The organism is Nocardia sp. NPDC056611 (assembly GCF_042792755.1).
Classification (GTDB): Bacteria; Actinomycetota; Actinomycetes; order Mycobacteriales; family Mycobacteriaceae; genus Nocardia.
In genome coordinates, this window is the sequence record NZ_JBHTVV010000001.1 from 1,263,831 (window position 1) to 1,290,212 (window position 26,382).

The 26,382-nt window shown below is 68.6% G+C and carries 21 protein-coding genes and 1 tRNA gene; 9 read left to right on the forward strand and 13 right to left on the reverse strand.

Going from position 1 to position 26,382, the window contains the following annotated elements; translation table 11 throughout:
* The first annotated feature begins 62 nt into the window (after positions 1 to 62).
* The gene (locus ACFRAQ_RS05825) at positions 63 to 1,571 is read left to right on the forward strand and encodes an MFS transporter (protein ID WP_379094565.1); all 1,509 of its coding nucleotides are present in this window, start codon (positions 63 to 65) and stop codon (positions 1,569 to 1,571) included.
* A gap of 144 nt (positions 1,572 to 1,715) precedes the next feature.
* Here ACFRAQ_RS05825 and ACFRAQ_RS05830 read toward each other — a convergent pair whose 3' ends face one another.
* Entirely contained in the window at positions 1,716 to 1,994 is a 279-nt protein-coding gene (locus ACFRAQ_RS05830; protein WP_379094567.1) for a hypothetical protein, read from the reverse strand.
* Between the two features lie 130 nt (positions 1,995 to 2,124).
* On the opposite strand from ACFRAQ_RS05830, the gene crcB (ACFRAQ_RS05835) reads away from it, so the two are divergent.
* The 6 genes from crcB (ACFRAQ_RS05835) to ACFRAQ_RS05860 all read left to right on the forward strand — a co-directional run bounded on the left by crcB (ACFRAQ_RS05835) (position 2,125) and on the right by ACFRAQ_RS05860 (position 7,066).
* A complete protein-coding gene (gene crcB / locus ACFRAQ_RS05835) occupies positions 2,125 to 2,553 on the forward strand; it encodes a fluoride efflux transporter CrcB (protein WP_379094569.1) in 429 nt (142 codons plus the stop codon).
* Positions 2,550 to 2,909 carry a DUF190 domain-containing protein gene (locus ACFRAQ_RS05840; protein WP_379094571.1) on the forward strand — a complete coding sequence of 120 codons (360 nt, stop codon included), beginning with the start codon at positions 2,550 to 2,552 and terminating at the stop codon, positions 2,907 to 2,909. Before crcB (ACFRAQ_RS05835) ends, ACFRAQ_RS05840 begins: the two co-directional genes overlap by 4 nt.
* A complete protein-coding gene (crcB, locus tag ACFRAQ_RS05845; protein WP_357086534.1) occupies positions 2,906 to 3,268 on the forward strand; it encodes a fluoride efflux transporter CrcB in 363 nt (120 codons plus the stop codon). Before ACFRAQ_RS05840 ends, crcB (ACFRAQ_RS05845) begins: the two co-directional genes overlap by 4 nt.
* Before the next feature lie 47 nt (positions 3,269 to 3,315).
* Entirely contained in the window at positions 3,316 to 4,956 is a 1,641-nt protein-coding gene (gene pgm / locus ACFRAQ_RS05850; RefSeq protein ID WP_379094574.1) for a phosphoglucomutase (alpha-D-glucose-1,6-bisphosphate-dependent), read from the forward strand.
* A 107-nt stretch (positions 4,957 to 5,063) separates the two neighbouring features.
* The gene (locus ACFRAQ_RS05855; protein WP_379094576.1) at positions 5,064 to 6,281 is read left to right on the forward strand and encodes an MFS transporter; all 1,218 of its coding nucleotides are present in this window, start codon (positions 5,064 to 5,066) and stop codon (positions 6,279 to 6,281) included.
* 44 nt (positions 6,282 to 6,325) lie between these two features.
* Positions 6,326 to 7,066 (forward strand): DsbA family protein, encoded by a 741-nt coding sequence (locus tag ACFRAQ_RS05860; protein WP_379094578.1) that lies wholly within the window; start codon positions 6,326 to 6,328, stop codon positions 7,064 to 7,066.
* 198 nt (positions 7,067 to 7,264) lie between these two features.
* Here the strand turns inward: ACFRAQ_RS05860 and ACFRAQ_RS05865 are convergent, their stop codons facing one another.
* Positions 7,265 to 9,022: a DUF222 domain-containing protein gene (locus ACFRAQ_RS05865; RefSeq protein WP_379094580.1), complete on the reverse strand. Its 1,758-nt coding sequence runs from the start codon at positions 9,020 to 9,022 to the stop codon at positions 7,265 to 7,267.
* 129 nt (positions 9,023 to 9,151) lie between these two features.
* Between ACFRAQ_RS05865 and ACFRAQ_RS05870 the strand changes: the two genes are divergently transcribed.
* Positions 9,152 to 9,224 (forward strand) — tRNA-Ala (locus tag ACFRAQ_RS05870).
* A 308-nt stretch (positions 9,225 to 9,532) separates the two neighbouring features.
* Here ACFRAQ_RS05870 and ACFRAQ_RS05875 read toward each other — a convergent pair.
* Positions 9,533 to 12,769, reverse strand: coding sequence for a protein kinase (locus tag ACFRAQ_RS05875; protein WP_379094582.1), 3,237 nt, complete (start codon positions 12,767 to 12,769; stop codon positions 9,533 to 9,535).
* 371 nt (positions 12,770 to 13,140) lie between these two features.
* Between ACFRAQ_RS05875 and ACFRAQ_RS05880 the strand changes: the two genes are divergently transcribed.
* Entirely contained in the window at positions 13,141 to 15,606 is a 2,466-nt protein-coding gene (locus ACFRAQ_RS05880) for an FHA domain-containing protein (protein ID WP_379094584.1), read from the forward strand.
* 491 nt (positions 15,607 to 16,097) lie between these two features.
* Here the strand turns inward: ACFRAQ_RS05880 and ACFRAQ_RS05885 are convergent, their stop codons facing one another.
* The 10 genes from ACFRAQ_RS05885 to ubiG form a co-directional block, all read right to left on the reverse strand.
* Complete coding sequence (locus ACFRAQ_RS05885) at positions 16,098 to 16,730, reverse strand: hypothetical protein (RefSeq protein ID WP_379094586.1); 633 nt, start codon at positions 16,728 to 16,730, stop codon at positions 16,098 to 16,100.
* 80 nt (positions 16,731 to 16,810) lie between these two features.
* Positions 16,811 to 18,127, reverse strand: a complete 1,317-nt coding sequence (locus tag ACFRAQ_RS05890) for a DUF2786 domain-containing protein (protein WP_379094588.1) — start codon at positions 18,125 to 18,127, stop codon at positions 16,811 to 16,813.
* Between the two features lie 86 nt (positions 18,128 to 18,213).
* Positions 18,214 to 20,406 carry an MMPL family transporter gene (locus tag ACFRAQ_RS05895; protein WP_379094591.1) on the reverse strand — a complete coding sequence of 731 codons (2,193 nt, stop codon included), beginning with the start codon at positions 20,404 to 20,406 and terminating at the stop codon, positions 18,214 to 18,216.
* A gap of 6 nt (positions 20,407 to 20,412) precedes the next feature.
* Entirely contained in the window at positions 20,413 to 21,339 is a 927-nt protein-coding gene (locus tag ACFRAQ_RS05900; protein WP_379094593.1) for an SDR family NAD(P)-dependent oxidoreductase, read from the reverse strand.
* Positions 21,336 to 21,839 carry a DUF2505 domain-containing protein gene (locus ACFRAQ_RS05905; RefSeq protein WP_379094595.1) on the reverse strand — a complete coding sequence of 168 codons (504 nt, stop codon included), beginning with the start codon at positions 21,837 to 21,839 and terminating at the stop codon, positions 21,336 to 21,338. Before ACFRAQ_RS05905 ends, ACFRAQ_RS05900 begins: the two co-directional genes overlap by 4 nt.
* Positions 21,840 to 21,841: 2 nt before the next feature.
* Positions 21,842 to 23,590, reverse strand: a complete 1,749-nt coding sequence (locus tag ACFRAQ_RS05910) for a BTAD domain-containing putative transcriptional regulator (protein ID WP_379095852.1) — start codon at positions 23,588 to 23,590, stop codon at positions 21,842 to 21,844.
* Between the two features lie 43 nt (positions 23,591 to 23,633).
* Positions 23,634 to 24,107, reverse strand: coding sequence for a DUF1772 domain-containing protein (locus ACFRAQ_RS05915; protein ID WP_357278848.1), 474 nt, complete (start codon positions 24,105 to 24,107; stop codon positions 23,634 to 23,636).
* Positions 24,108 to 24,312: 205 nt separating this feature from the next.
* Positions 24,313 to 24,669 carry a hypothetical protein gene (locus tag ACFRAQ_RS05920; RefSeq protein WP_379094597.1) on the reverse strand — a complete coding sequence of 119 codons (357 nt, stop codon included), beginning with the start codon at positions 24,667 to 24,669 and terminating at the stop codon, positions 24,313 to 24,315.
* A 43-nt stretch (positions 24,670 to 24,712) separates the two neighbouring features.
* On the reverse strand, positions 24,713 to 25,678 hold the full coding sequence (locus ACFRAQ_RS05925; RefSeq protein WP_379094599.1) for an NADP-dependent oxidoreductase: 966 nt from the start codon (positions 25,676 to 25,678) through the stop codon (positions 24,713 to 24,715).
* A complete protein-coding gene (ubiG, locus tag ACFRAQ_RS05930) occupies positions 25,675 to 26,382 on the reverse strand; it encodes a bifunctional 2-polyprenyl-6-hydroxyphenol methylase/3-demethylubiquinol 3-O-methyltransferase UbiG (RefSeq protein WP_379094601.1) in 708 nt (235 codons plus the stop codon). Before ubiG ends, ACFRAQ_RS05925 begins: the two co-directional genes overlap by 4 nt.

The following is a 26,382-nucleotide window of genomic DNA, read 5'->3' on the forward strand; positions in this document are numbered from 1 at the left end:
ATAGCTTGATCGATAAGCGGAGATGGTTTCTCCACTAAGTCTAGGGGACGAGGACACCAACCATGACTACAGCGCTCGAGAAAGACGTCACAGCCCCGGCTGCGCCCGAGGACAAGGCAGGGCGGCGCGGATCGCACGCCCTGCGCTGGTGGGTGCTCGCCGTACTCGGCGTCGCCCAGCTGATGGTCGTGCTCGACGCGACCGTCGTGAACATCGCGCTCCCGCACGCGCAGGCCGATCTCGGCTTCTCCAACGGCGACCGGCAGTGGGTCATCACCGGCTACGCGCTGGCCTTCGGCTCGCTGCTGCTGCTCGGCGGACGGCTCTCCGACCTGTTCGGCCGCCGCACCACCTTCATCACCGGCCTGATCGGCTTCGCGGTCGCCTCCGCGGTCGGCGGCGCGGCCGGCAACTTCGAGGTGCTGGTCGGCTCCCGCGTCGCGCAGGGCGTGTTCGCCGCGCTGCTCGCACCCGCCGCGCTCTCGCTGCTGACCGTCACCTTCACCGAACCCGCCGAGCGAGCGAAGGCCTTCGGCATCTTCGGCGCCATCGCGGGCGCGGGCGGCGCGCTCGGCCTGCTGCTGGGCGGCGCGCTCACCGAATGGGCCTCGTGGCGCTGGGTGATGTACGTGAACCTGGTCTTCGCGGCCGTCGCGCTGGTCGGCGCGATCCTGCTGCTGGCCAAGCACACCGCCACCACCCGCCCCAAGCTGGACTTGCCCGGCACCGTCACCGTGACCGCCGCGCTGTTCGGCATCGTCTACGGCTTCTCGCACGCCGAATCCGACGGCTGGACCAACGGCGTCACCCTGGCCTTCCTGATCGGCGGCGTCGCGCTGCTGGGCCTGTTCGTGTGGCTGGAACAGCGCGTCGCGCACCCGCTGCTGCCGCTGCGCGTGGTGCTGGACCGCACCCGCGGCGCGTCCTACGTCGCCGTGTTCACCATCGGCATCGGCATGTTCGCCATGTTCCTGTTCCTCACCTACTACATGCAGCAGCAGCTGGGGTACTCGCCGATCCGCACCGGCGTCGCGTTCCTGCCGATGGTCGCCGGCATGGTCGCCGCCTCCACCACCGTGCCCGCACTGCTCATCCCGCGGGTGGGTCCGAAGGTGACCGTGGTGACCGGATTCCTGCTCGCCACACTGGGAATGGCGCTGCTGACCCGCATCGGCGTGGACACCGGTTACGCGAGCCACATCCTGCCGAGCCTGCTGCTGATGGGCCTGGGCCTGGGTATGGCGATGTCCACCGCGTTCAGCGGTGCGACCGCGGGCGTGGAGCACGCAGACGCCGGCGTCGCCTCGGCCATGGTGAACACCAGCCAGCAGGTGGGCGGCTCGATCGGCACCGCGCTGCTGAGCACGCTGGCCGCGACCTCGTTCAACGACTATGTGGCCGGGCACGTTCCGCCGTCGCCGCGGGTGCTGGCCGAGGCCGCGGTGCAGAGCTACACCACCACCTTCTGGTGGGCCGCCGCGATCTTCGTGGTCGGCGCGGTGGTCACCGGGCTGATCATGCCGAACAAGGTACCGGTCCCGGCCGAGGGCGAACCCGTTCTCGCGCACTGAGATCCGAACCCCTGGACACCGTGGTCCGACCATGAAAGCGGCCCCGCTCGCCGATCCGAGCGGGGCCGCTTCGTTTTCCTTCTCACCGCGATCAGCGGCAGTTGGAGGGCGGGGCCAGGCCCGCGAACCGGTCGGACAGATAGTTCATGGCGTTGAGCGTGCCGGGGAAGATGGCGGTGCCGTGGTCCGCGCCCGGGATGACGCCCCGGGGAACGGGTGGGCGGGCACCTGGCGGGAGTTCAGCACGTCGCCGTTTCGAGCGGCGTCGAGATTCCCTGCGGCGTAGTAGAACCCGTCCGGATCGCGGAGGGGGAAGATCGCCCCGGCGTGCGCCGCGGGCGCGGCCGCCATGACGGCCACCAGGACCGTCGCGATTCCGAAGCTCTGGACCAGCATATTTCTGATCGGCTGGCGCACCGCCAACTTGGCTCTCCTCCAGGCCGATGGGACAACACCGGGCAAGCCGCACTATCCTCGCAGTTCCGGGCTGTTGTTCGGGCTCAGCAACACGCCAGACAGCGGCGATTGGGCCAGGCAGATCGAAGGGAGGGTGATGGCGGCGAACACCGCGGGCGTCGACGTCGCCCTGCTCGGCGTCATCGCCCTGGGAGGCGCGATCGGGGCGGAGGCGCGCTACGGGGTGAGCGTGCTGCTGCCGCAGCGCGGTGCGATCCCCTGGCACACCTTGGCGGTCAACGTGATCGGTTGCTTGCTCATCGGGGTACTCATGGTCTGCATCACCGAGATCTGGGCGGCGCACCGGCTGCTGCGGCCGTTCCTCGGGGTCGGTGTACTGGGCGGATTCACCACCATGTCCACATACGCCGGGGAAGTTCGTACACTGCTCGAATCGGGCCGAATCGGCTACGGGCTCGGCTACCTCGGGGGGACGGTGGTGACCGGGCTGATCGCGGTCGTGCTGGGCGTGGGTGCGACACGATGGATATCGGGAACGGCGCGACGATTGGGGGCAGGACGATGAGCACGGAGTCCGACACCGACGCGGTCGGGCGGTGGATACCGGCGTCGCGGCTGACGGTGCTGCTCGGCGAGGACGACACCTATCGGCATCGGCCCCGCTATCACGAGATCGTGCGGCGTGCCCGGGATGCCGGATTGGCCGGGGCGAGCGTGTGGCGCGGCGTCGAGGGGTACGGGGTTTCCTCCCAGATCCACACCACCCGACTGCTCGATCTGGCCGAACGGCTGCCGGTGATGGTGATGATCATCGACGACACCGACCGGTTGCGTTCTTTCGTGGAAACCAATGCGGACCTGCTGGATTCGCTGACCGTCGCGCTCTCGCCCGTCGACCTCTTCGACGGGGTGCGGCGGTGACCGCGCTGGCGGTGATCCTCGGCGCGCTACTCGGTGCGCCCGCCCGATATCTGGTGGATCGCGCGTTGGCCCTTCGATTCGATAGTGTTCTCCCCCTGGGCACACTGACGGTGAACATGGGCGGTTCGGCCTTGCTGGGCGCGTTGATCGGTGCGGGGGCAAACCATTGGCTCTTCGCGGCCGCGGGAACGGGCTTCTGCGGCGCACTGACCACGTTCAGTACGTTCGGATACGAAACGGTTCGATTGGCCGAGGAGGGCGCTTACAGCTATGCGGTGGCGAACGTCGTGATCGGCGTCGGCGCGAGCCTGGCCGCGGCCTACCTCGGTGTCCAACTCGGGCAGTGGGTACGGCCGTGATCCTGATGACCAGCCGGGCGCAGGCGATACGGAAGGGAGGTGCGGGCATGGCCCACGATCGAGCCGGACGACCGGCGCGGGCCACGGACCTCGAGGACATCGCGCACCTGGTGACCGCCTACTACAGCCGCATCCCGGATCCGGCCGATCCCGCGCAGCTGGTCTCCTTCGGCACCTCCGGGCATCGCGGATCCAGCCTGGACTGCGCGTTCAACGAGGCGCACATCCTGGCCATCACGCAGGCCATCGTGGAATACCGGGCCTCGCGCGGCATCACCGGGCCGGTGTATCTGGCCCGGGACACGCACGCGCTGTCCGAGCCCGCCTGGACCACCGCCCTGGAGGTGCTCGCCGCCAACGATGTCACCGCGGTCATCGACGCCCGCGACAGGTACACGCCCACACCGGCTTTGAGCCACGCCGTGCTGCGCCACAATCGGGGCGGCACCCGGCATCAGGCCGACGGCATCGTGGTGACGCCCTCGCACAATCCGCCCCGCGACGGCGGTTTCAAATACAACCCGCCGCACGGCGGCCCGGCCGACACCATCGCCACCGACGCCATCGCCGCCCGCGCCAACGAGCTGCTGCGCACCGGGCTCTCCGAGGTCAGGCGCACCTCGCTGGCGCACGCGCTGGCCACCAACGTGGAGCGCTACGACTATCTGGACCGCTACATCTCGGACCTACCCAACGTGCTGAACCTGGACGCCATTCGCGGCGCCGGGATTCGGCTGGGCGCGGATCCCATGGGCGGGGCCTCCGTGGACTACTGGGAGGAGATCGGGCAGCGCTACGACCTCGAGCTCGAGGTGGTGAACCCGTTCGTCGACCCGACGTGGCGGTTCATGACGCTGGACGCCGACGGGCGGATCCGGATGGATCCGTCCTCGCGCTACGCCATGGCCTCACTCGTGGCGATTCGCGACGATTACGACATTTCGACCGGCAATGACGCGGACGCGGACCGGCACGGGATCGTGACTCCCGATGCGGGACTGATGAATCCGAACCACTACCTGGCGGTGGCGATCGAATACATGATCGCCAACCGGATGGGGTGGGACGCACTGACCAAGATCGGCAAGACCGTGGTGACGTCCTCCATGATCGACCGGGTGGTCGGCGTGCTGGGGCGCGACGTGTACGAGGTGCCGGTCGGGTTCAAATGGTTCGTGCCCGGATTGTTCAGCGGCAGCCTCGCTTTCGGCGGCGAGGAGTCCGCGGGCGCCTCGTTCCTGCGCATGGACGGCACCGTCTGGACCACCGACAAGGACGGCATCCTGCTGGCCCTGCTGGCCGCGGAGATCACCGCCGTCACCGGCCAGAGCCCGTCCACCCGCTACACCGAACTCGAGAAGCGCTACGGCTCACCCGCCTACGCCCGCGTCGACGCCACCGCCACCGCGGAACAGAAGACCCGCCTCGCGGCGTTGACGCCGGACATGATCACCGCGACCGAAATCGCCGGCGAACCCATCACCGGTATCCAGACCCGCGCCCGCGGCAATGGCGCGGCCCTGGGCGGGCTCAAGATCACCACCGAGAACGCGTGGTTCGCGGCCCGGCCCTCCGGGACCGAGGACAAGTACAAGATCTACGCCGAATCCTTCGAGGGCCCCGAACACCTCGTACAGGTGCAGGCGGCCGCGGAGGAGATCGTCGGACACGCGTTGTCCGGTGGGTAGTGCGGCGTTCGGCCGGATGTTCGGAATGAGTGGATCGGTGTGTGTGGTGGAGTTGTCGCGGTGTGCCGGGGCGATAGCGCGACTAGGTCAGCGCGAGGTGTCGACCGGTGAGTGACGTGCTGGAGACGCGGCGGCGGCTGCCCGTGGAGATCTGGGTGCTGGTGGGCTCGGCCTTCACCATCGCCATCGGGTTCGGTTTGGTCGCACCCGCCCTGCCGCAGTTCGCGCGAAGCTTCGATGTCGGCGTGGCGGCGGCCTCGTTCATCGTGAGCGCGTTCGCGTTGATGCGCTTGATCTTCGCCCCCATGGCCGGGCGGCTGTTGCAGAAACTGGGCGAGCGCCCGGTCTACCTGACCGGCCTGCTCATCGTCGCGGTCTCCACCGGCGCGTGCGCCCTCGCCCAAAGCTATTGGCAGCTCCTGGTTCTGCGTTCCCTGGGCGGCATCGGATCCACCATGTTCACGGTGTCCTCCCTGGGCCTGGTCATCCGCATGTCCCCGCCCGCCGAACGCGGCCGCGTCTCCGGCGTCTACTCCACCAGCTTCCTCATCGGCTCCATCAGCGGCCCGCTGGTCGGCGGCGCCCTGTCCTTCCTGGGCCTGCGCGCCCCCTTCCTGATCTACTGCGTAGCCCTCCTGATCGCCAGCCTCATCGTCTATGTGGCCCTCCGCGATTCCCCCTTGGCCCTCCCGGAGAAGACCGACGGGGCCCCCACCATGTCCTTCCGCGAAGCCGCCGCCCGCCCCGCCTACCGAGCCGCCCTCTGGGCCAACTTCGGCAATGGCGCAGCGGTATTCGGCGTCCGCATGGCCCTGGTCCCCCTGATCGTCGTAGAGGTCCTGAAACAGGATGCCGCCCTGGCAGGCGTCGCCCTCACCGCGTTCGCCCTCGGCAACGCCTCGGTCCTGTTCCTCTCCGGCCGCTGGTCGGACACCCTGGGCCGCAAACCCTTCCTCATCGCGGGCACCCTGGTCTGCGCCGTCGGCACCGCAGGCATCGGCCTCGCCTCGACCCTGCCCTGGCTCCTCGCCGCCTCCGCCCTCGCCGGCATCGGCTCCGGCATGTTCACCCCCGCCTTGCAGGCGGCGGTCGCCGACATCATCGGCCCCGGCCGCCGCGGCGGCCCGGTCCTCGCTGGCTACCAGATGTCCGCCGACCTCGGCACCTTCCTCGGCCCGTACGCCATCGGCCTGCTCGCCGACCGCGTCTCCTACGGTGTGGCGCTCGGCGTCACCGGCGTCCTCCTCGCCTCCGCCTCCGCGGTCTGGCTGGTCGTGCCCGAGACCCTGCGCCGCAAGGAAGCCGCGCTCGCCGTCGACCGTTAGGGGCGGGTATCGGTGGGGTGGGGGTGTCGGGCAGAGTGGTGCGGGTGAGCAATCCGACTTCGAAGCACACGCCGCGGCCGGTGTCGAGCAAGACCACCTATGCGCTGGCCGGTGTGGCGGTGGTGGTGATCGTGCTGATCGTGTTCGCGGTGTTCCAGTGGAACCGCGGTGGCGGGGACGCGGTGCGCAACGACGGGTACGGGTCGGCGCACGATCCGGCCGTGGAGGTGGCGCTGGACTCCGACGGGGCCATCGTGCTGGGGAAGCCCAAGGTGGCGAAAACCCTTGACATCTACGAGGATCCGCTGTGCCCGGCGTGCGGCCAGATGGAGAAGGTCAACGGCCAGGAGATCGCCCAGCAGGTCGACGAGGGCAAGATCGCGGTGCGGTACCGGCTGGTGAACTTCCTCGACTCCCGCTCGGGCAGCAAGGACTACTCCACCCGCGCCGTCGCCGCCAACGAATGTGTGGCGCAGGACGGGAACGGCCCGGTGTACGCCAAGTTCCACGAACTGCTCTTCACCACGAAGCAGCCCTCCGAAGGCGGCTCCGACCACGACAACAAGGAACTCGCCGCCATCGCCAAGGAAGCGGGCGCGAGCGACTCCGTCGCCAAGTGCATCACCTCCGGCGACCGCGCCGACACCGCCCGGGCCCACGCCACCGCTGCCCTGAAGGCCCTCGGTGACGCTCTAAACGGCCCGGCGGCCACCCCGTCGGTCTTCCTCGACGGCAAGAAGGTCGACCGCGGCAACGCGGACTGGGTCCTCAGCGCCACGAAATAGGCTGCGGAACAGCGGTCTTCGAATAACCGGTTCAGGCCGGGCAGCGACTCCTGCGAGTCGGCTGCCCGGCCTGTCTCATGCGGTGGCATCCACTGCGATTGGGTGGGGTGCGGCCCATCGAGGGAACGGGGACTGTGAGCCGCACCCCGGGCAGGGGGCCGAGCCGGGGCTCGGTCCCTTGGTTCGGGGGGTGGACGGTCAGTGGGGGACCGGATGGGAGGGGGATTCGGGGATGTCGTTGTCGGCGGTGGTGCGGGACAACTGGGGGTGGATCAGGACATGGGATTCGAGCGGGTAGGCCAGGTCGGTGGTGAAATAACTTCCGGCCGTGGCGGGTTCGGTGGGGACCGGGCGGAGATGAGGCGGCCTGGCGGGAGCGTCTATGTCGGTGTGGGGGAAGAGGTAGCGGGCGCCCTCACGGATGGTTTCGTGGGTTTCACCGCTCGGGTCGATCCAGCGCATGCGGTCGGTGTCGGCCAGGAAGACGCGCCACGGGTGTTTTCCTTTGTCCGCCAGGGACTTCAGGCGGTTGTGATGGGTGCAGAGCACGGCGCGGTAGCCGGAGTTCGGTTGCGCGGGGAGGTGGGGGAGCGGGCCGAACTGGATGAGTGAGGTTTCGGCCGCGGGCATGGTGCAGCCGGGGAAACGGCAGAATCCGTCGAGGGCGCGCACCTCGCGGGCCGGGGCGTTCGAGAAGGGGCGCACCGCGGCGACTTTGGCGCGTGTGCGCCGTGGCGCGGCCGGGGGAGCCGGTTCGGTGGGCCGGGCGGGCCGTTCCTGGGCGGCAGGGCTGTCGGTGGTGGCGGGACCATCGGTGGTGAGGCGGCCGCGATCCACCCGGGGTGCGGTCGGGGTGTCGTCCTGCACGCGACGCTCGCGGAGGTGGGCGGCGGCCGCTCGCTCCCAGGGGGCTTCGGCGGCGATTCGCGTCCGCCGGGTCCGGCGCGGGCTCGGAATGCCGCCAGCGATCACGGATTCCTTTGTCTCCGAAGCGCTCTTCTCAGGGGGCGAAGGGGCGTCGTCCTCGCTCGGGCCCGGAGTGGCGTCCTCCGGGAAGTACTCGGGGATGACCTGGAACCGGGCGTGTTCGGCGAGCGAGCGGGCCAGGTCGGCGTCGATGGGTCCGTAGCCGGAGAGGAAGGCGGGATCGTCGCGCAGGCCGAGGAGGGTTTCGGCGGACACGCCGACCTGGATGAGTGGACGGCGAGGCGTGGTGGGAGTGCCGGCCTTGGGGCAGTCGAGTTCCTTGCCGCATTCGCAGAACAGGCGGCCCGAGCCGTCGGCGAGGGCGATGAGGGCGTCGGCCCGGCGCTGGGACATGGTGCGCGGATCGTCCTCGCACACTTGCAGGCTCATCTCCCGCAGCCGCATGGCGAGCGCCTGCGCTCCCGCGGCGGGCAGCAGCCCGTCGAACACTGCCATCCCGTCCTGCACCGCGCGAATCCGGACGTCGCGATCCTGTTCCCGGGCCTCACGCCGCCGCGTCTCGCCGTCGGGATCGAGCCGCGTCACCCAGCGCTGCGCGGTCTGCCGCAACCGGACCGGGTCGGACCGTAGCGCCGCGTCGATCAGCTTGGGCTCCAGGACTTCTCGTATTTCCCGCGGCATCCCCCGCAGGCAGTCCGTGATCACCTGCACCCGGGACAGATCGATCCGTCCCGCCGCGAACGCCAGTTTGGTCTGGGGTAGCGAGTCCAGCGCGAGCCCGATGTCGATGAGCGCCGCCGCCACCCCCTCCGGCACCTGTACCGCTACCGCGATCTCCGCCGCCGCGAACTCCCCGGCCCGCACCCCGCCGGCGCCCGGTGCGGCGTTCGCGGCCCGATGGCGGCGATACACCTCCCGCACCGCTGTGATTTCCGCCGCCTGCGCGAACGCCGCCGCCCCGTGTGCCCGCCGCAGCGCGTCGACCAGCTCGTCCTCGCCCATCGCCTCCACCTCTCGGCTATCGAACATGCGTTCGAGACTACCTCCCGATGATCGTCACCGCCAGCCTCTGTGCAGGCGATTTGGTTTGTTCCGCATCGGTCGTGTAACTTCGTTCAAGCAAGCGGGGCAACGCCCGGCTGGCAGAGAAGTGAATACGGGGCTATGGCGCAGCTGGTAGCGCACCACACTGGCAGTGTGGGGGTCAGGGGTTCGAGTCCCCTTAGCTCCACTTCGAAAGACCCGGTCCATCAGGACCGGGTCTTTCTGTATTTGCCCCGTATTCTGAGTCCTCGCGCCGATGCGGGTAGGCGCGGGCGCACGTACGAATCTGGTTGGGCGGAACGGCCTTCGACTACCGGGCGACCCTGGCCGCCGCGCTGAACTTCGTCCACGATTGCCGCCGGAGATGCTGGTGCGCAATCGAATTGAAGATGCACGAGCTCGAGGGGGCGCTGCCGGACACGCGGTTGCCGAATGAGCGACTGTTCTTCGATCCGGAACCTGTTCGGCCCGTCGGACGATAACGGCGCGAGCCGTTCAGGATCGAGTCTGATCGGCCACCCAGGTCGCGATTTGCAGGCGCGAGGTGAAATCCAGCTTGGTGAGAATATGTTCGACGTGCCCTTCCGCGGTGCGCTGCGAGATCACGAGTTGAGTGGCGATCGCCCGGTTGGACAAGCCTCGGGCGACGAGCTCGGCGACCTGGCGCTCACGTTTGGTCAGCGTCGCGCCGGGACCCCGAGTGGGGGTGGGTATGCCGGATCGCTCGCGAAGCGCGTACGCCACAGCGGAGTCGAAGGTCATCGCGGCGCCTTCCCGGCGACCCGCCTCGAACACTTTCGCGCCGAGCGCCTCCCGAGCGCGGCGCTCGCAGTCTTCGCGGTGTACGAGCAGAACAGGAAATACGAACGCCGAACTGCCGGACACGCTGACCAAGGCATCGGCGGCGCCCATCAGCACAGCCGCGCGTCGATCGGGGTGCCGCTCGGCCGTGACCCAGGCCAGCGCCTCGGTACAGGCCGCCGCGACCAGCGGATCCGCCACCAGCCGGGCCAACCGGATGCCTTCCTCGAGTAACCGCACAGCGCGGTCCGGCTCGCCTCCGCGCCACACCGTGTACCCCGCCGCCCACAGTGCCCAGGACCGGAGCATGGTTTCGTGAGCGGATTCGGTGATCGCCAGCACCTGCTCGAAATACCCGGTCGCCCGCGCCGCGTCACCCAGGATCGCGCAGGACCATCCGAGCGAGATCAACGCATCCAACTGCAAGGCGAGCTCACCGAATGCCGCGTAGATCTCGACGGCGTCGGCTACGAGGCGGTGGGCGTGGTCCACGTCGGCGTCGCCCGTCATCAGAAGGGTGTTGCCCTCGGCGTGGGACAGCAGAGCCGCGACCACCGGATCGGTGGTGTGTTCGGCCACCAGCCTGAGTTGTGTCATCTTGTCCGTGGCGTCGTCGAAATCGCCCTGCAGCGCGGCCATTGCCTGGGCCACGTGGAGTGACTTGGCTCGATCGATGGTCTGTGCCCCGGTGGTGCGGTCGAGTGCCCGGGCGGACCACCGGCGACCTTCGCTCAGCTGTCCGCGCATGATCCAGAAGGGATAGAGGGCGGTGGTCATCCGCACGGCGGATTCCTGCCCCTCGGACACCGAGACTTCCAGTGCTTTCCGGAGATTCGGCAGTTCCCGATCCAATCGGGCAGCCCAGTGCAGCTGGTGCGGTCCGATCCATTCCGCCTCCGCCCGCAGCGTCAGTTGCAGACACCAATCGTAGTGTCGCCGAACGGAATCCGCGTACTCTCCGCGTTTCTCGGCCTGCTGCCGGCCGTATTCCTGGACGGTCTCGAACATCCGGAAGCGAACCGTGTGACCGACCTCCTCGCGGATCAGAATCGACTTGTCGACCAGTGCGGACACCGTGTCGAGCAATTCCGATTCCGGCAGGTCGCCGCCGCACACCTGCTCGGCGGCGTCGAGCTCGAAACCGCCTGCGAAGACCGATAACCGGGTCCACAGCCGTTGTTCGTCCGGCGTGCACAGGTCATAGCTCCAGCCGATACACCAGGCCAGGGTCTGCTGCCGCAGTGGGGCGCCACGCCGCCCCCGCGTCAGCAGACCGTAGCGGTCGTCGAGCCGGGTCAGAATCTGTTCGAGCGATATCGTGCGCAGCCGGGCCGCGGCCAGTTCGATCGCCAGCGGCAGCCCGTCCAGCCGTGCGCAGATCCGGGTCACGCAGGCTCGGTTGTCGGCGGTCATTTCGAAACCGGGCACCACCGCGGCGGCCCGTTCGGCGAACAAGGCCACGGCGTCGTCGCGAGCGGCTCTCGGCGCCGGACTGACCGCCGGATCGGGAATCGCCAACGGGGGCACTGCGAGTACCGTTTCGCCGCTGACATCGAGGGCCTCGCGGCTGGTCGCCAGAATCCGCAGGCGCGGGCTGGCCCGGAGCAGTGATTCACTCAGTTTCGTGACCTCGTCGATCACCTGCTCGCAGTTGTCCAGCACGATCAGCAGCTCGCGCGTGGACACGTACCCGATCAGCATGTCGAGCACCGGCCCGGCCCCTCGGCTGCGCAGACCGAGAGCCTTGGCGACGATGTCCACCAGCAGTGCCGGATCCCGGACCTCGCCCAGTTCGACCAACCACCCGCCGTCGGCGAAACCCTTTTTCACCTTGTGCGCGACCCGCAGTGCGAGCCGCGACTTTCCGACCCCGCCGATCCCGGTCAAGGTCACCAGACGGGATCCGGCGAGCAGGTTCTCGACCTCGGTCACCTGATTGCGGCGACCCACGAAACTGGTCAATTCGAGCGGCAGATTCCCGGCGCCGTGCACCACCCGCTCCGCCGATCCCGCGTCGGCGGAGCCGGTCGCGGGCTCGGCCGGCAGGGGCACGCGGTCGGCGGGCAGACCAAGCCGTTGCTGGACCTGCCGGAGTTGGCCGCCCAAGTCCGCCGCCGTGGGACGGTCGAGCGGATTCCGCGCCATCGCACCTTCGATCACCGTGCACACGTCCTCGGGAATGTCGTTGTCGCGCAGATCCGGAATCGGCTGCCGGGTGATCCGCAGGAACTGGGCGACCATCTGTTCCCCGCTGCGGCGTTCGAAGGCCGCGTGACCGGTCAGTGCGCAGAACAACGTCGACGCCAGCCCGTAGACATCCGAGGCCGGGCTCGGGGCCTCCCCACCGAGCACCTCGGGCGCGGTGAAGGCTGGTGAACCGGTGATCGTGCCGGTCCTGGTCTCGAATCCGCCGGTGATGTGCGCGATCCCGAAATCCGTCAACGCCGGCTCACCGTAGTCGGTCAGCAGGATGTTCCCCGGCTTGATGTCGCGGTGCAGCACGCCGGTGCGATGCGCGGTTTCGAGCGCACCGGCGATCTTCACCCCGAGGTGCAGCACCTCCGGCAGCGACAGCGGACCGTCACGCTGGATGCGCGCTTGGAGCGATCCGCCCGAGTGATACGGCATCACCAGATAGAGGTTTCCGCTGCGGGTGGCGCCGACCTCCAGCATGTCGACGATGTTCGGGTGCCCGGTCAGCCGCCCCATCGCGCGCTGCTCGCGCAGGAAGCGTTCCCGATCCTCGTCGAATTGCTCGGTCAGCACCTTCACCGCCACCGTGCGGTCCACACCGACCTGGCGACACCGGTACACCGCTCCGAACCCGCCCCGCCCGATCTCCACCGCGTCCTCGAAACCGGCAGTACCCAGTTCCGTGATGACATCGACGCCGACATCACGCTGGGTTGGGTAGGGATCGTTCTCGACCATCGGATACTCGTGATCTACCAGCGGGCACCAGCCAGAATATCTCCATGCGACGTTCGGATGCCGCCGCCAGGTCCCGATCAGGGCAGGGTGGCCGGGCGCTGAAGGCCACATCCACACATCGGTGAGCCGATTCGGGTACGGCAACACGATTCATCATTCGGACGCCGGGTCGTAATAAGAGTGGCCTTCGGCAATCTGGACGTGGGCGCCGAAAACCCCGGTGAGCCCGCATAGGGGAGCTGAGGGAATTCGGTGAGTGAAACAAATCGAGAAATATTCGGCTTCGATCTTGCGTCAGATTCTCTCGTTTCAGTATTTCGAATCCCGTCAGCATTCGCCGCGGCAGTTCGGCACGGTCGTATACTCCCGTTATGGCGGATGAGCGGTCCTCCACAGAATTCCCCGAGTCGCCCGTTCTCGTGGTGCAGACGCGAGAACACGTTTATCGGCTACGCGCCGGGGGCGTGTACAACATCGGCCGCGATCCGACCTCCGACGTTGTTGTCACCGATCCGCGTGTCTCGTCTGTGCACGCCGTGCTGGAGCGAGGATCGGACGGTTGGGAAATCGAGGACGCGCACAGTCTGAACGGCACTTTTTTCGACGGTCAGCGCGTCGAGCGGATGCTGATCGACCACGACGAGACCTTCAAGCTGGGTCATGCCAAAGATGGTGCGCGGCTGTCCTGCTCGCTGGAATCACCCAACCCCGCCCCCGCGCCCGAACCCGATGACGATTTCGGCGGGGACACGATGGTCGTCCCGAATCCTGGCTATGACTTGGACGATGAAGCCACGGTCACCCTGTTCGAGCCGGGCCTGCCGCGGCGAGTGTCGCGGTCGTCGCCTCCGGCTACCCAGCCCACCGCGGTGGTACGGATCGTCTCGGGCACACTCCGGCTCGGACGCGCCGCCGACAACGACATCGTCGTGCCCGACCTCATGGTGTCTCGCCATCACGCCGAACTACAGGTGATCGCCGAAGGCAAATATCGAGTCGTCGACCTCGACAGCCACAACGGCACCTATGTCAACGGCCACCGGATCGAGACCGCGGACCTGTCCGAATCCGACTTGATCGGCATGGGACACACCACCTACCGGCTCGTCGGCAACGAACTGCGCGAGTCCGTCGATACCGGTGACATCTCGGTCTGTGTCCAGAACCTGATCGTGCGGACATCGGAAGGCAAAGTGCTGCTCGACGACGTGACCTTCCCCATCGCGCAGCGCTCACTCGTCGGGGTCATCGGACCCAGCGGAGCGGGCAAGTCGACGCTGTTGGGCGCGGTCACCGGGATGCGGCCCGCGACCGAGGGGACGGTCCGCTACGACGGACGCGATCTGTACACCGATTACGACGAGCTGAGACACCGGATCGGGTTGGTTCCGCAAGAGGACATCCTGCACAACCAGCTCCCGACGCGACGCGCCCTGCTCTACGCGGCCGAGCTGCGCTTCCCCGGTGACACACGCAGGGAGGAGCGCGAGCAGCGAGTCGACGAAGTCCTCGACGAACTCGGCTTGTCGCGGCATGCCGACACCCGCATCGATCGGCTCTCCGGCGGGCAGCGCAAACGGGTGAGCGTCGCATTGGAACTGCTGACCAAACCGTCGCTGTTGTTCCTCGACGAACCGACCTCCGGCCTGGATCCCGGCCTGGACAAGACGGTCATGGAAATGCTGTCCGAACTCGCCCACGACGGGCGGACCGTCATCGTCGTCACCCACAGCGTGGCGAATCTCGATTCCTGTGACCGCCTCCTGGTGCTGGTGCCCGGCGGCAAGCTGGCCTACTACGGACCGCCCGCGGAGGGGTTGCAGGAGTTCGGGCAGCGCACCTGGGCCGAGGTGTTCCAGGCATTCGACCGGGACGAGGACCGCGACTGGGCCGGTGAGTTCCGGAACTCCCCGCGCTTCGAGAACTACGTCGCTGTCGGGCCGATCGACGACATCGGACCGGCGGAAGTACACGCACCGGCTTCGCCGCCGCCCCCGCGGCAGTCCAAGCTCAGCCAGCTCAGCACACTGTGCCGGCGGTATCTGGCGGTTATCGCCTCGGACCGCAGTTATCTGGCCTTGCTCGGCGTGATGCCGCTGCTGCTGGGCGGTTTGATCGCCGCGGTCCCGGCGGGCGCGGGATTCACCGGGGCGCCGGGTACCAACACCGATGCCTCCACCAAGCTGATGATCCTGGTTTTCGGCGCCTGCTTCGTCGGCACCGGCAACGCGATTCGCGAGATCGTCAAGGAACAGACGATCTACCGCAGAGAACGCGCGGCTGGACTGTCGGCCGGGGTCTATTTGATGTCGAAAGTGCTGGTCTTGGGTGTGATCACCGTCCTTCAGGCGGCGGTGTTGTTCTTGATCGGCTCCATCGGCACGAGTTTTCCGCCGAGTGGGTTATTCACTTCGGCCCAGCTGGAGTTGGTCTTGGCGATGGCGATGCTGGGCATCGCGTCGCTGACGCTGGGCTTGCTGGTGTCGGCTTCGGTGAGCACCTCGGAAAAGACACTGCCCCTGCTGATCGTGCTGTCGATGGCGCAATTGGTGCTCACCGGCGGGCTGGTGCGGCTGCCCGGCACGCCCGTTCTGGAACAGCTGTCCTTGGTGTCGCCGTCCCGGTGGGGCTATGGCGCCGCAGCGGCCAGCATCGACCTCGATACCCTCTCGCCGCACGATGGCGGGCCCGACCCGCTGTGGAAACACACCATCGGCACATGGCTGCTCGATATGGGAGTCCTCGCCGGTCTCGCCGCGATCTTCCTCGCGCTGGCCTGGTATCGGCTGCACCAGCTGCAGCCACGGCGGCGCGGTGCCCCTGCCGCTCGGATGTGAGCCTGCTCCAGGACTACCGCACCGGTGGAGCCTTCGCGTTGCCCGCGGTGTGAGCCGGACGTGGTGCGTGACCGTCATGGTGGACCATGGACCCTCGGTGGAGGTACTGACGAGTGTCCACCACCATTCAGGGTCGGTGTCACCAGTTACGGCTGAGGAAACTCCTGGCTACCGTTGAGGAGGAAGTCCTTCCTCGGAAAATGGTGCAAGGAGTTGATCAAATGAAAGCAAGAATCGCCGGGACCGTAGCCGCGACCGCGATCATGCTGTCGCTCGGCCTCGCCGGAGCATCGGCGGCGTCGGCCAGCGAACCGCAGGCTACGCCCGTGGATGGATCTGTCGGCATCTGTTTCACCTTCCCGTTGCCAGGATCCGCAGACTTGGTGTGGTGCCTCTGAGGAAGAGGCTCGGAGAAAGGCGTCCCGCGGCGTCGCATGGGAAAGGCCCGGTCCAGCAGGACCGGGCCTTTTCGGTGGCTACGCGTGTGGCGGTCAGAGCGTGCCGTTCTCGATGTCCCGCTTCAGTGCAGCCTGGTACGCCTGGTGGGACGAGACGCCGTTGCTGACGGTGAAGTTGAGCAGCAGGGGGTTGCAGCTGAAGGTGATGTGTTCGTTCACCGCGGTGGTGCCGTTGCCGTTGTCGGTGAAGGTCACCTTCTGATGCGTGATGACACCGGGGGTGTCGTAGCTGTCGGTGAGGTAGTACCGGTCGGCCGGGAAGAGGCGCTGCTCGGCCTGGGTTTTCGCGGGGTAATCCACCGAGCCCATGGGGACGTTCTCCAGCGCGGTGAAATCGATGGTCGTGCTCACGCCGTCGCTGCAGGTGCGGTGGGTGATGATGTCCTTGAGGAACGGGTGGCGGCCGATGTCGTTGCGCAGGTTCGAGTAGACCGTCCACACCTTGTCGATCGGGGCGTTGATGGTGATCGGCAGGTCGACCGTGCGCGAGGCGGAACCGGAGTTCCCGCTCTTCTCCGCGGCCTGGTACGACGCCCATCCGGTCTGCCAGCCGGCGGTATACGAGTTCGGGGTGTCGGTACAGGTTGGTGCGGAATCCGCCTGCGCGACCGGTGAACCTGTCGCCGCGAACGACAGGGCCATTGCGCATCCCACAAGATATTTCACGGCCGGACTGTAACGTGTTCTTGCGATGTTTGCTCGCGCCGTCACGGATTCGAGACCGACCGGCAGGATCGTGCGGCGGATCACCGGCCGATCGGCCGCCGGGCGTCGAGTTGCGCGCGGTCCGCCGCGGCCCGGCCCGCGTCCCAGCCCTCGGCGCTGCGGATGGTGATGCCGCGATTGCGGGCCTGCGGAAACAGCTTGTCGAAGGCCGCGTCGACGGCGAGCTGATGCGAGGCCAGCACAGGTAGCAGCCGTTCGGGGTCGGGTGATTCGGCGATGGTGGCCGCGGTGGCCGCCGCGAGCCGTTCCCCGATACGGGTGGCGTAGGCGACCAGGAACGATTTCCGGAAGGTCCGGCTACGCGCCCCGTCGTCGGGGGTGTCCTGTCCGCTCGCGATCATCGCCCGGGTGGCCTGCACCAGCAGCGAGGTGGTGAGCAGTTCGATGGCCTCCAGATCCGCGTCGTCCCCGACGATGGTGACGAACCCCCATTCCGAGGCCACGATGGCGCGACTGCGATTGGCCTTGGCGACCACATCCACCAGCAGCGCCTTCGCGTCGACGTACGGGGTGTCGAGCCAGATCCGCCGCGCCCCAGGCAGATCGGGCACCGCGGTGTCGGCATCGACCAGCACCCGATCGAGCGCGTACTTGGTCATCAACTCCTGCGCCTTGGCCGACAAGGTCTCGGCCTCCTCGGGAAACGAGGTCGATTCGGCTTTCGCGAGCAACCCCCGCACCCGCCCGAGCACCTTCTCGTCGACGTGATGATGCACCCCGGCCCGCGGCCGCGCACTGCCCGGCAACGGCCTGATGAGCTCCAGTTCCGGCAGCAGAAGCAGCAAGGCGAGCGCCTCGACCACGGTCGTGATGGCCTCGCGCGAGGTCAGCAGGTGCTTGGCCGCCCACTGCCCGAAGAACGGTTGCGAGTCCGACCACCAGACCCGGGCCTCGATGGCGTCGAGCTGCTCGACCCACGTCTCGTCCATGGTGTCGGCCGCGAAGGGCCGCACATGGTCGGCCATCACATCGACGAGGAACCCGACCGCGAACTCGTCAGCCCGCCGCGCCGCCGCCTCGTGCACATCCCCCGGCAGCCACCCGTGCTGAAACACCCGCCGAATGACGTGCCGCCCGGCCAGGTGCACCCCGGATCCGACCACGTGATCCGACAGCCCGCTCTCCGCGACCTCCGCGGCGAACCGCCCCGCGATCCCGGAATCTCCCCGAGCCGTCTTGCTCCCCGCTCCCACCCGCGCCGCGGCCATCGCGGCCGCCAGCACCGCGTTCCCGACTTCCTGTGCGGTCGGCTGCTCTCCCTCGCCGGTCAGGAAGCGAACGTCACCCAGTTGCGCACGCAACTTGGCGGCCCGGTGCTTGCGATTCGGCTTACCCACGGCCATCAAGCCTATTTCACGGCCGGGCGGCCACGGTCGCGTCCCGTGGGGCTGCCGGTCACGCCGAGCGCGACCGGCAGCCCGGCTCAGCCGGCGTCGGTGGATACCGGTTCGGGCGCAGCGGTTTTCGTGCGTCCGGGCACCCACCAGTTGAGGCGGCCCATGGTTTGCATCAGGGCCGGGACCAGGATGGTGCGGATGACGGTGGCGTCGACCAGGACGGCCAGGGTGAGGCCGAGGCCGAAGAGCTGGACGAAGGAGACGTGGGCGAAGACCATCCCCACGAAGGCGATGGCCAGCAGCGCCGCCGCCGCGGTGAAGATTCGTGCGGTGCGGGCGATGCCCACGGCGACCGAACGCCCGGTCTCGCCGGATTCGAGGTATTCCTCTCGGATTCGGGACAAGAGGAAGACCTCGTAGTCCATGGATACGCCGAAGGCCAGGCAGAACATGAGGATCGGCATGGTGGGGACGAGGTATCCGGTGGGGGTGAAGCCCAGGGCGCCGGAGAGGTGGCCGTCCTGGAAGATCCAGACCATGGCTCCGAAGGTGGCTGCCAGGGAGAGCACGGTGAGGACCAGGGCCTTGATCGGGAGCACGACGCTGCGGGTGAAGATCAGCAGGACGACGAACATCGATATCGCGATCAGGGCCAGTGCCAACGGGACTCGTGCGCCGAGGGCGTGGACGGAGTCGGCGTTGCGGGCGGCGGGGCCGCCGAACCGCACCGGTCCGGGGGCGGGAACCGCCCGGAGGCGGTCGAGTTGTTCGGTCGAGGCGGCCGAGTAGGGGTCGAGGCGGGTTCCGATGCGCAGGTAGGTTCCGGCGTCCCCGGCCATGACGGGTTGCGGCCCGGCGACCGGGAGTCCCCCGGCGTAGACGCCGCCGCTGGACAGCACCGAGCTCACGCCCGGGACCTGGGACAGGGTGCGCGCGTAGTCGGCCACGCGCGCGGTGTCCCCGTGGGTGTCGGGCAGGACGGCGAGGATGCCCGCGGTGAGGTTCTCGGAGAAGCCGGTGCGGGAGGCGTCGCCGACCTCCCGGCTGGATCCGGAGGCCAGTACCCGATCGTCGGCCCACCCGAAGCGCACGCCGAGGAACGGCGCCCCGAGCAGCAGCAAGGCCGCGACGACGGCCGCGATGGCGAGGACCGGCCGCTGCATGACGCCCATGGCGAAGCGATACCACCGGTCCCGCTCCACCGGCTGGGGGACGGGATCGGGCCGGCCGAGCCGTCGGCGCAGCCACTGCCGCACGTCGAGCGCCTCGACGCGAGTGCCCATGAGCGCCAGCGCCGCGGGAAGCACCAGCAATGTGGTGAACACCGCCGCGGCGAGCACCGCCAGTCCCGCGTAGGCGAACGACCGCAGGAAGTACAGCGGGAACACCAGCAGCGCCGCGAGTGAAAGCGCCACGGTCAGACCGGAATACAGCACGGTGCGCCCGGCGGTGCGGACGGTGCGGGCGACCGCGTCGACGGTGTCGGAGCCCGCCGCGATCTCCTCCCGGAATCGGCTCACCATGAACAGGCTGGAGTCCAGCGCGACCGCGAATCCCAGCGCCGTGGTCATGTTGAGCGCGAAGATGGAGACGTCGCCGACCGCCGCCAGCACCCGCAGCACGGCCAGCGCCGCACCGATGGTGACCACGCCGACCAGCAACGGCAGCATGGACGCGACGAGGCTGCCGAACACCAGCACCAGCGCGATGCCGGCCAGCGGGATCGCGATGGATTCGATGAGCACCAGGTCGAGGGTGATCTGCTTGCTCATCTGCGCGAGCGCGACGGCTTCACCGCCGGCCCGGACCCGGACTCCGTCCTGGCTGCCGTTGTACTTGTCGGCCAGGGTGCCCGCGAGTTTCGGTGCGGCGGTGTCGTCGCCGCGCGCGTAGGCCACCAGGACCGCGCTGTGGCGGTCGGTGCTGCGCAGCGCGGTGCGCATCTCGGTGGGTACGCTCCAATATGACTGCACCCCTTGGAGATCCGAGTTCGCTGTCAGTTCATCGGTGATGCGCTGTCCCGCCGTGGTGGCGGCGGGCGTGTCGATCCCGTCGGGTGCGGTGAGCACCAGCACCACATTCGGCGCCGCCCCGGGGAAGTGGTCTTCGAGATACCGGTCGACCCAGGTGGATTCGGAGTCCGGCGCCTGGAAGCCGCCGGACTTCAGATGCATCGGCGCCGACCACCCGATGGCGTAGCACAGGATGGCGGCGAGCCCCGCGAGCACCAGGACGGCACGCGCGCGCCGCTGGGCGAAGTGGGCGATGGCGAGCAGCACGCGCGCTCACCGCCGTTCGGCGGGCGGCACCCGCCGCGCGGTCCGGACCAGGTCCTCGGAGACCTGCCACAGTTCGGCGGCCCGCTCGGGGTCGTAGGACTCGGGCGCGCTGGGCACTTCGGTCGCGCCGGTGAAGTACTTGCCGGTGGTGCCGGCGAGGTCGGGTCCGGTGATCAGCCAGGCCAGGTCGGCGGCCGAGCGGGCGACGGTGCGGGCGATGGGCATGACCCGGATGAGCACCGGCGCGAGCAGGCGGAATCCGATGCGGGCGGGCGCCGAATAGCCGCGGGAGAGAGCGGTTTCCGGCATCAGACCCGGGTCGAAGGCGTTGACGGTGATCCCGCGATCGCCCCACCGGGTGGCCAGCTCGTAGGCGAAGTACACATTGGCGAGCTTGCTGGTGGCGTAGGCGACCCGTCCGTCGCGTCCGGAACCCTCACCGGGAGTGGCGAGTTCGCGGGGTGCGCGCCATTGCGGCGCGGGGAACCCCATCGATTTGCGCGGCCCCTGATGCACGTCGCTGGACACCACGAGGACCCGTGACCCCACGTCGAGCAGGTCCGCGCACCCGGTGACGAGCGCGAAATGCCCGAGATGATTGACGGCGAAGGTCAATTCGTAGCCGTCCTCTGAGCTGCGCACCCGGTCCACGATCTGGAGACCGGCATTGCACACGATCGCGCCGAGCCGCGGCTGTTCCCGGCGGTGCAGGGCTTCCACCGCCGCCCCGACCGACTCCAGTGACGCCAGTTCCAGTTCCAGCAGTTCCACCTGGGCCGTGGGCGCGTATTCCAGGATCCGCTGCCGAGCGGCCTCCGCCCGCTCGGTGTCACGGCATCCGAGAATCAGTGGAACACCCTTGGCGGCCAGAATTTTCGCGGTTTCGAGGCCGAGCCCCGAGGTCGCGCCGGTGATGAGAACGGGAAGGCTCATGCCGCGTTCTCCAGCCACTTCATCGTGAACTCGTCGATGGCGGCCGCGGTGCTGGTGAACGTCTTGCCCATATCGGCCTCGATCAGCCTGCCGATCAGGGGAACCCGGGCTTCGATCTGCCCGGACATGGTGAATTCGCACCCGCTGTCGGTGCGTCGCAGCACCAGGTCGGCGCCGAGTTTGATGGTCATGCCCTCGACCTGCCCGTCCATCCGCCCGCGGGCGATGCCGTCGGCGGGTTCGGACCAGGTCTCGCTGTAGGTGTAGCGCACGCCGTTGGGCCGGAAGGTGGCGGCCGGGCCGGGCAGGGACGAGGCCGGGATGACGGTGTTGACGGTGACCAGGGTGCGGTTCGGGGTGATCTCGAAGGCGGCCAATTCGGCGTCGGCGCCGTCGATTTCGAGAATGCGCTGTTCCCAGTAGTCGCGGGAGCCGAGGGCGCGATGGAACTGGACGTCGCTGTACGGGTACGGGGTGGTGTGCTGCACGGAACGCGGCATGGTCAGTCTCCCAGGTGCTTGGCGTAGATGCGGTGGATGTCGAGCATTCGGTAGAGGGCGCGGTCGGCGTCGTCGCGGCCGACCTCGGAGAGCAGGTAGGCGTCGACGAGCCGGTCCATGGCGTCCTCGACCTCGTCGGCGCTGAGTTCGGGGTGGTCGGGGGCGATGAATTCGGTTCCGGCGGAGGTGTGGTGGCCGAGGTCGCGGAAGACGCCGGCGGCGGTGCTGTCGAGCCGGTCGAAGGTGAGGTCGAGGCTGGCGCGGATGTCGAGGGATTGGTAGGACACGACTTCGAGGCGGCGTTGTTCGTCGCTGATCCGGGCCAGCATGCGGGCGAAGGTCCAGTGCGGTCGCGCCGACATCCGGCAGGCGACGGCGCGCAGGGCCAGCGGGATGCCCGAGCAGTGGTCGGCGACGCTGCCCGCGTCCTCCCATTCGGGCAGCACCCGCGCCCGGCCGACGGTGGCGACCAGCACTTGCAGGCCCTGGGTGCGGGACAGCTCGTGCAGGACGTAGGTGCGGACGGTGGTGAGTCCCAGGGCGAATCGGCTGGTGATCAGCGCGGTGCTGGATCCGCCCGCGGGCAGCAGCGGGATGATCTGCGATTCGGTGACGGCGTTGTCGAGGATCACCAGGACCCGTCGCCGCGCCAGCCGCGCCCGGTAGAGGTTGGCGCGTTCGGCGAGGGTGGCGGGCATGGCGTCGGCGGGGATGCCGAGCGCGGTGAGCAATCGGCCGAGCACCGTCTCCGGGGTGGCGTTCGGTCCTTCGGCCAGGTCGGCGAACAGCATCCCGTCGGGGAAGCGGTCGCGCAGGCAGTCGGCGGCCTGCAGCACGAGCGCGGTCTTGCCGACGCCCGCGCCGCCGGTGACCAGCACCGGCCGCGGGGACGGCTCGTCGGTGAGCATGCCGGTGAGGGTGGCCAGTTCGGCGTCGCGCCCGCTGAATCCGAGCGGGGCCAGCGGCACCATGTCGGGTGCGATGCCGAGGGTGACGGTGGGCGGGTCGCCGCGCAGGATCTGGCAGTGCAGGTCCCGCATGCCGGGGCTGGGGTCGGCGCCGAGTTCGTCGGCGATGAGCCGCCGCGCCAGTTCGTACTGCCGCAGCGCCTGGGCGGTCTCGCCATTGAGGAAGTAGGCGCGGATCAGCCGCTCCTGCAACCCTTCCGCGAGCGGTTCCTCGAGCAGGGCGGTGTGCAGCCGGTTGATCACCAGTGAGTGGTTGCCGCGCCGGATCTCGGCGTCGGCCCAGTCGGCGGTGACCTCGTGCTTGAGCCGGTGCAGCGAGTCGCTGAGTCGCCGGGCCCATTCGCTGTCCAGTCCGGTCATGGCGCTGCCGTTCCACAGGTTCAGCCCCGCGGCGAGTTGTTCGACGCGGCCGGGGTCGTCGATGTCGGTGGCGCGGGCCCGGTCCACCAGGTCCATGAAGTGCCGCAGGTCGACGGAATCCGGTGGGGTGGACAGGGTGTAGCCGCCGGAGCCGCGGTTGACCTGGACGGGTGGGCCGCCGTGCCCGGCGGTGGCCTCGGTGAGCACCCCCCGCAGCCGGGCGACGTAGGTGTAGACGGCGTCGCGGGCGGCGACCGGCGGGGAATCACCCCACACGCGGTCGATGAGCGTGTCGATGGAGAGCGGCCGGCCCGAATCCACCAGCAGTGCGGCCAGCAGGCTGGTCTGCCGGGGCGGCCCGAGGTCGACGGGTTTGCCGTGGACGTGGAGCTGTACCGGGCCCAGGAGCTTGAACTGGATCATTGTCACGCCTAACTTCCCCCTGGTTTGGTTGCGGCGCAGCCCATTACATGGACAGCGCCGCGAGAAAGAGTGCGACCAGGGCGATTCCCTGCAGGACGACGCGGACGACGATGACGCTGTCCCAGGTGCGCTGCATCTCGCGGACGTCGGCGGGGACGCGGTCGGCGATGACCGCGGCGGTGAGCTGCTTGTTGACCGGCGCGCTGATCCGGGCGTAGATGCCCAGCCAGACTGCCAGGGTGGCGACGGCCAGCGCCGCGAAGCCCCCCGCGGCGGTCTTGCCGTCGAGAAACGCCAGGCCGGTGGCTACGACCGCGGCGACCACGCCGACCGCGCCCGGGATCGGCATGCGTTTGTCGGCGACCTCGTGGATCCGGCCGGTGACCGCGGCCAGGGCGCGGTCGTCGATGCGGGCGAAGGCCGTCCGCAGCACCAGGGCGCAGAAAAAATCGGTGCCGTAGACGACCGCGGTCGTCAGAATTGAAATACCTATGGCTGACTGGAACAGAATTTCCATTAGCAAATCCTCGGCGAATGGCCAAGGGCGAGAACGGCTACCGCCGATTCTCCACCTCGGCGTCGGTAGTGGTGATCGTCGCAAATTGTCGTGAACATTATGTTGCACCGTGTGGTGCAAGACATTTCACCGAAATGTGATTGTGGCGATGGCCAGTTCTCGCCCGGTGCGCTTTGTGATCGGTTATGGGGCGGTAGGGGGTTCGTTACTCCCGCAACGCCGCGGCTACCAGAATTCCGCCGGCCAATCCCGCTGCTGTGAGCAACTCCCAGGTGTCCGGCGGCCCGGTCACGCCGAGGCGCCCGCGCTTGTTCAGCGTCACCGTGGCATCCACCAGTTCGAGTGCGACGCCGAGCACGAACCAGTGCCGCACCGGGTGCCCGCGCCGCAGCGACCACACGGTGCCGAGCCCGATCACCACGTCCCGGGTGCCGAACGCGCGGGTGGGCAGGGAGGAGGCGTTGTCGTCGTATTCGCCCGACCACGATTTGGAGACCGTGGCGGGCTGGGTGAGCATGCCGGTGCCGATGGCGATCCGGGCCAGCGCCTGCGACCATGCCATCTGCCGGACCATGCCCTGCACACGGCGGTGGGCTAGCATTGAATTACCGTTCATCGTAAGGGTTTTCCTCCTGGCAGGCGGCCTCGTCGACGGCGACCACGACCTTTCCGCGGGCGTGTCCGCCCTGGCTGAGCAGATGCGCCCCGGCGGCCTCGGGCAGCGGGAAGACCGCGCCGACCGGCACCCGGAACACGCCCTTGGCGGCGAGCGCGGCGACCACGGGCAGGTCGCCGGTGTCGGGCCGGGTGAACACGTAGGAGCCGCCGAGTTCGCGGGCCTTCGGGTCGACCACGGAGGCGAACCGGCCGTGCGGGGCCAGCAGCGGCAGCACGGTGCGCTGGATGCGTTTGCCGACCGCGTCGAGCAGCACGTCGATCCCGTCGGGTGCGAGGGCGCGGACCGAATCGGCCAGTCCCACCGTGTAATTCACCGGCTCCGCACCCAGCTCACGCAGGAATTCGTGATTGCGCTCGCTGGCGGTGCCGATCACCCGCGCACCCAGGTGCACCGCGATCTGCACCGCCACGCTGCCGACGCCACCGGCCGCGCCGTGCACGAGCACGGTCTCCCCGCGCTGCACGTCGAGCACCCGCACCAGGGCCTGGTAGGAGGTGAGCGCGGCCAGCGGCATGGCGGCGGCCTCGGCCCAGCCCATGTTCGGCGGTTTGATCGCCAGCGCCCGCACCGGCGCGGGCATCACCTCGGCGAAGCTGCCGCGGCTCAGGTAGTCCTCGCGCACGCAGCCCACGACCTCGTCGCCGACCGCGAACTCGTTGACGCCGATGCCGATCTCGCGCACCACGCCCGACACGTCCGCGCCCGGGACGATGGGGAAGACGGTGTCGGCGAACGGATCCAGATAGCCCTCGCGGGCCTTCCAGTCGATCGGGTTGACCGCGGCGGCCTTCACGTCGAGCAGCACCCCGTCGAGCGCCATCTTCGGAATGGGCAGCTCACCGTATTCGAGGACCGACGCGTCGCCGTAGCGCCGGTAGAAGACCGCCTTCACGAGCGCACCGCCGCACCGATATAGGTGGAGGACAGGTCCGCGGTGGTGAACATGATCAGGTTGCCGTCGCGCTTCTTGCCCAGAATGGTCAGCCCGCGCTGCTTGGCCAGCGGCTTCAGCCCGGCGGCGTCGAGGTGCCGGGCCAGCTCGGCGGGTTTGATGAACTGGTGGTGATGGTGGGTGCCGCGGGCCACCATGCCGGTGAGGTACTCCGGGATCCAGATCATCACGATGCGGGCCAGCAGGGTGCGATTGATGGTGTCGTAGCAGAAGATTCCGCCGGGCTTGAGCACCCGCGCGATCTCACGCACCGCCATGGCCGGGTCGTCCACGTGCTCGAGCACGTCCACGCAGGTGACGACGTCGAAGGTGTGGTCCGCGTAGGGCAGCGCCTCGGCTCGTCCGACGGAGTATTCGATGTTCTTGCCGGTCGATTCGGCGTGCGCTCGGGCGGCGGCGACCAGCCGGGCGGAGGGGTCCATCCCGCTCACCTCGGCGCCGCGCCCGGCCAGGTACTCGGTGGTGAAGCCGCCGCCGCAGCCGACGTCGAGCACCTTCTTGCCCGCCCAGTCCTGGACGAACTTGTCGAAATACTCGAAGCGCGGGCGCTGGAAGGAGGTGAGCCCCTTCATGGCGGAGTCGTCGTCCCACCAGGATTCGGCGAAGTCGCCGAAGAAGTCGGCCTCGGTTTGGGATTGCTTCAT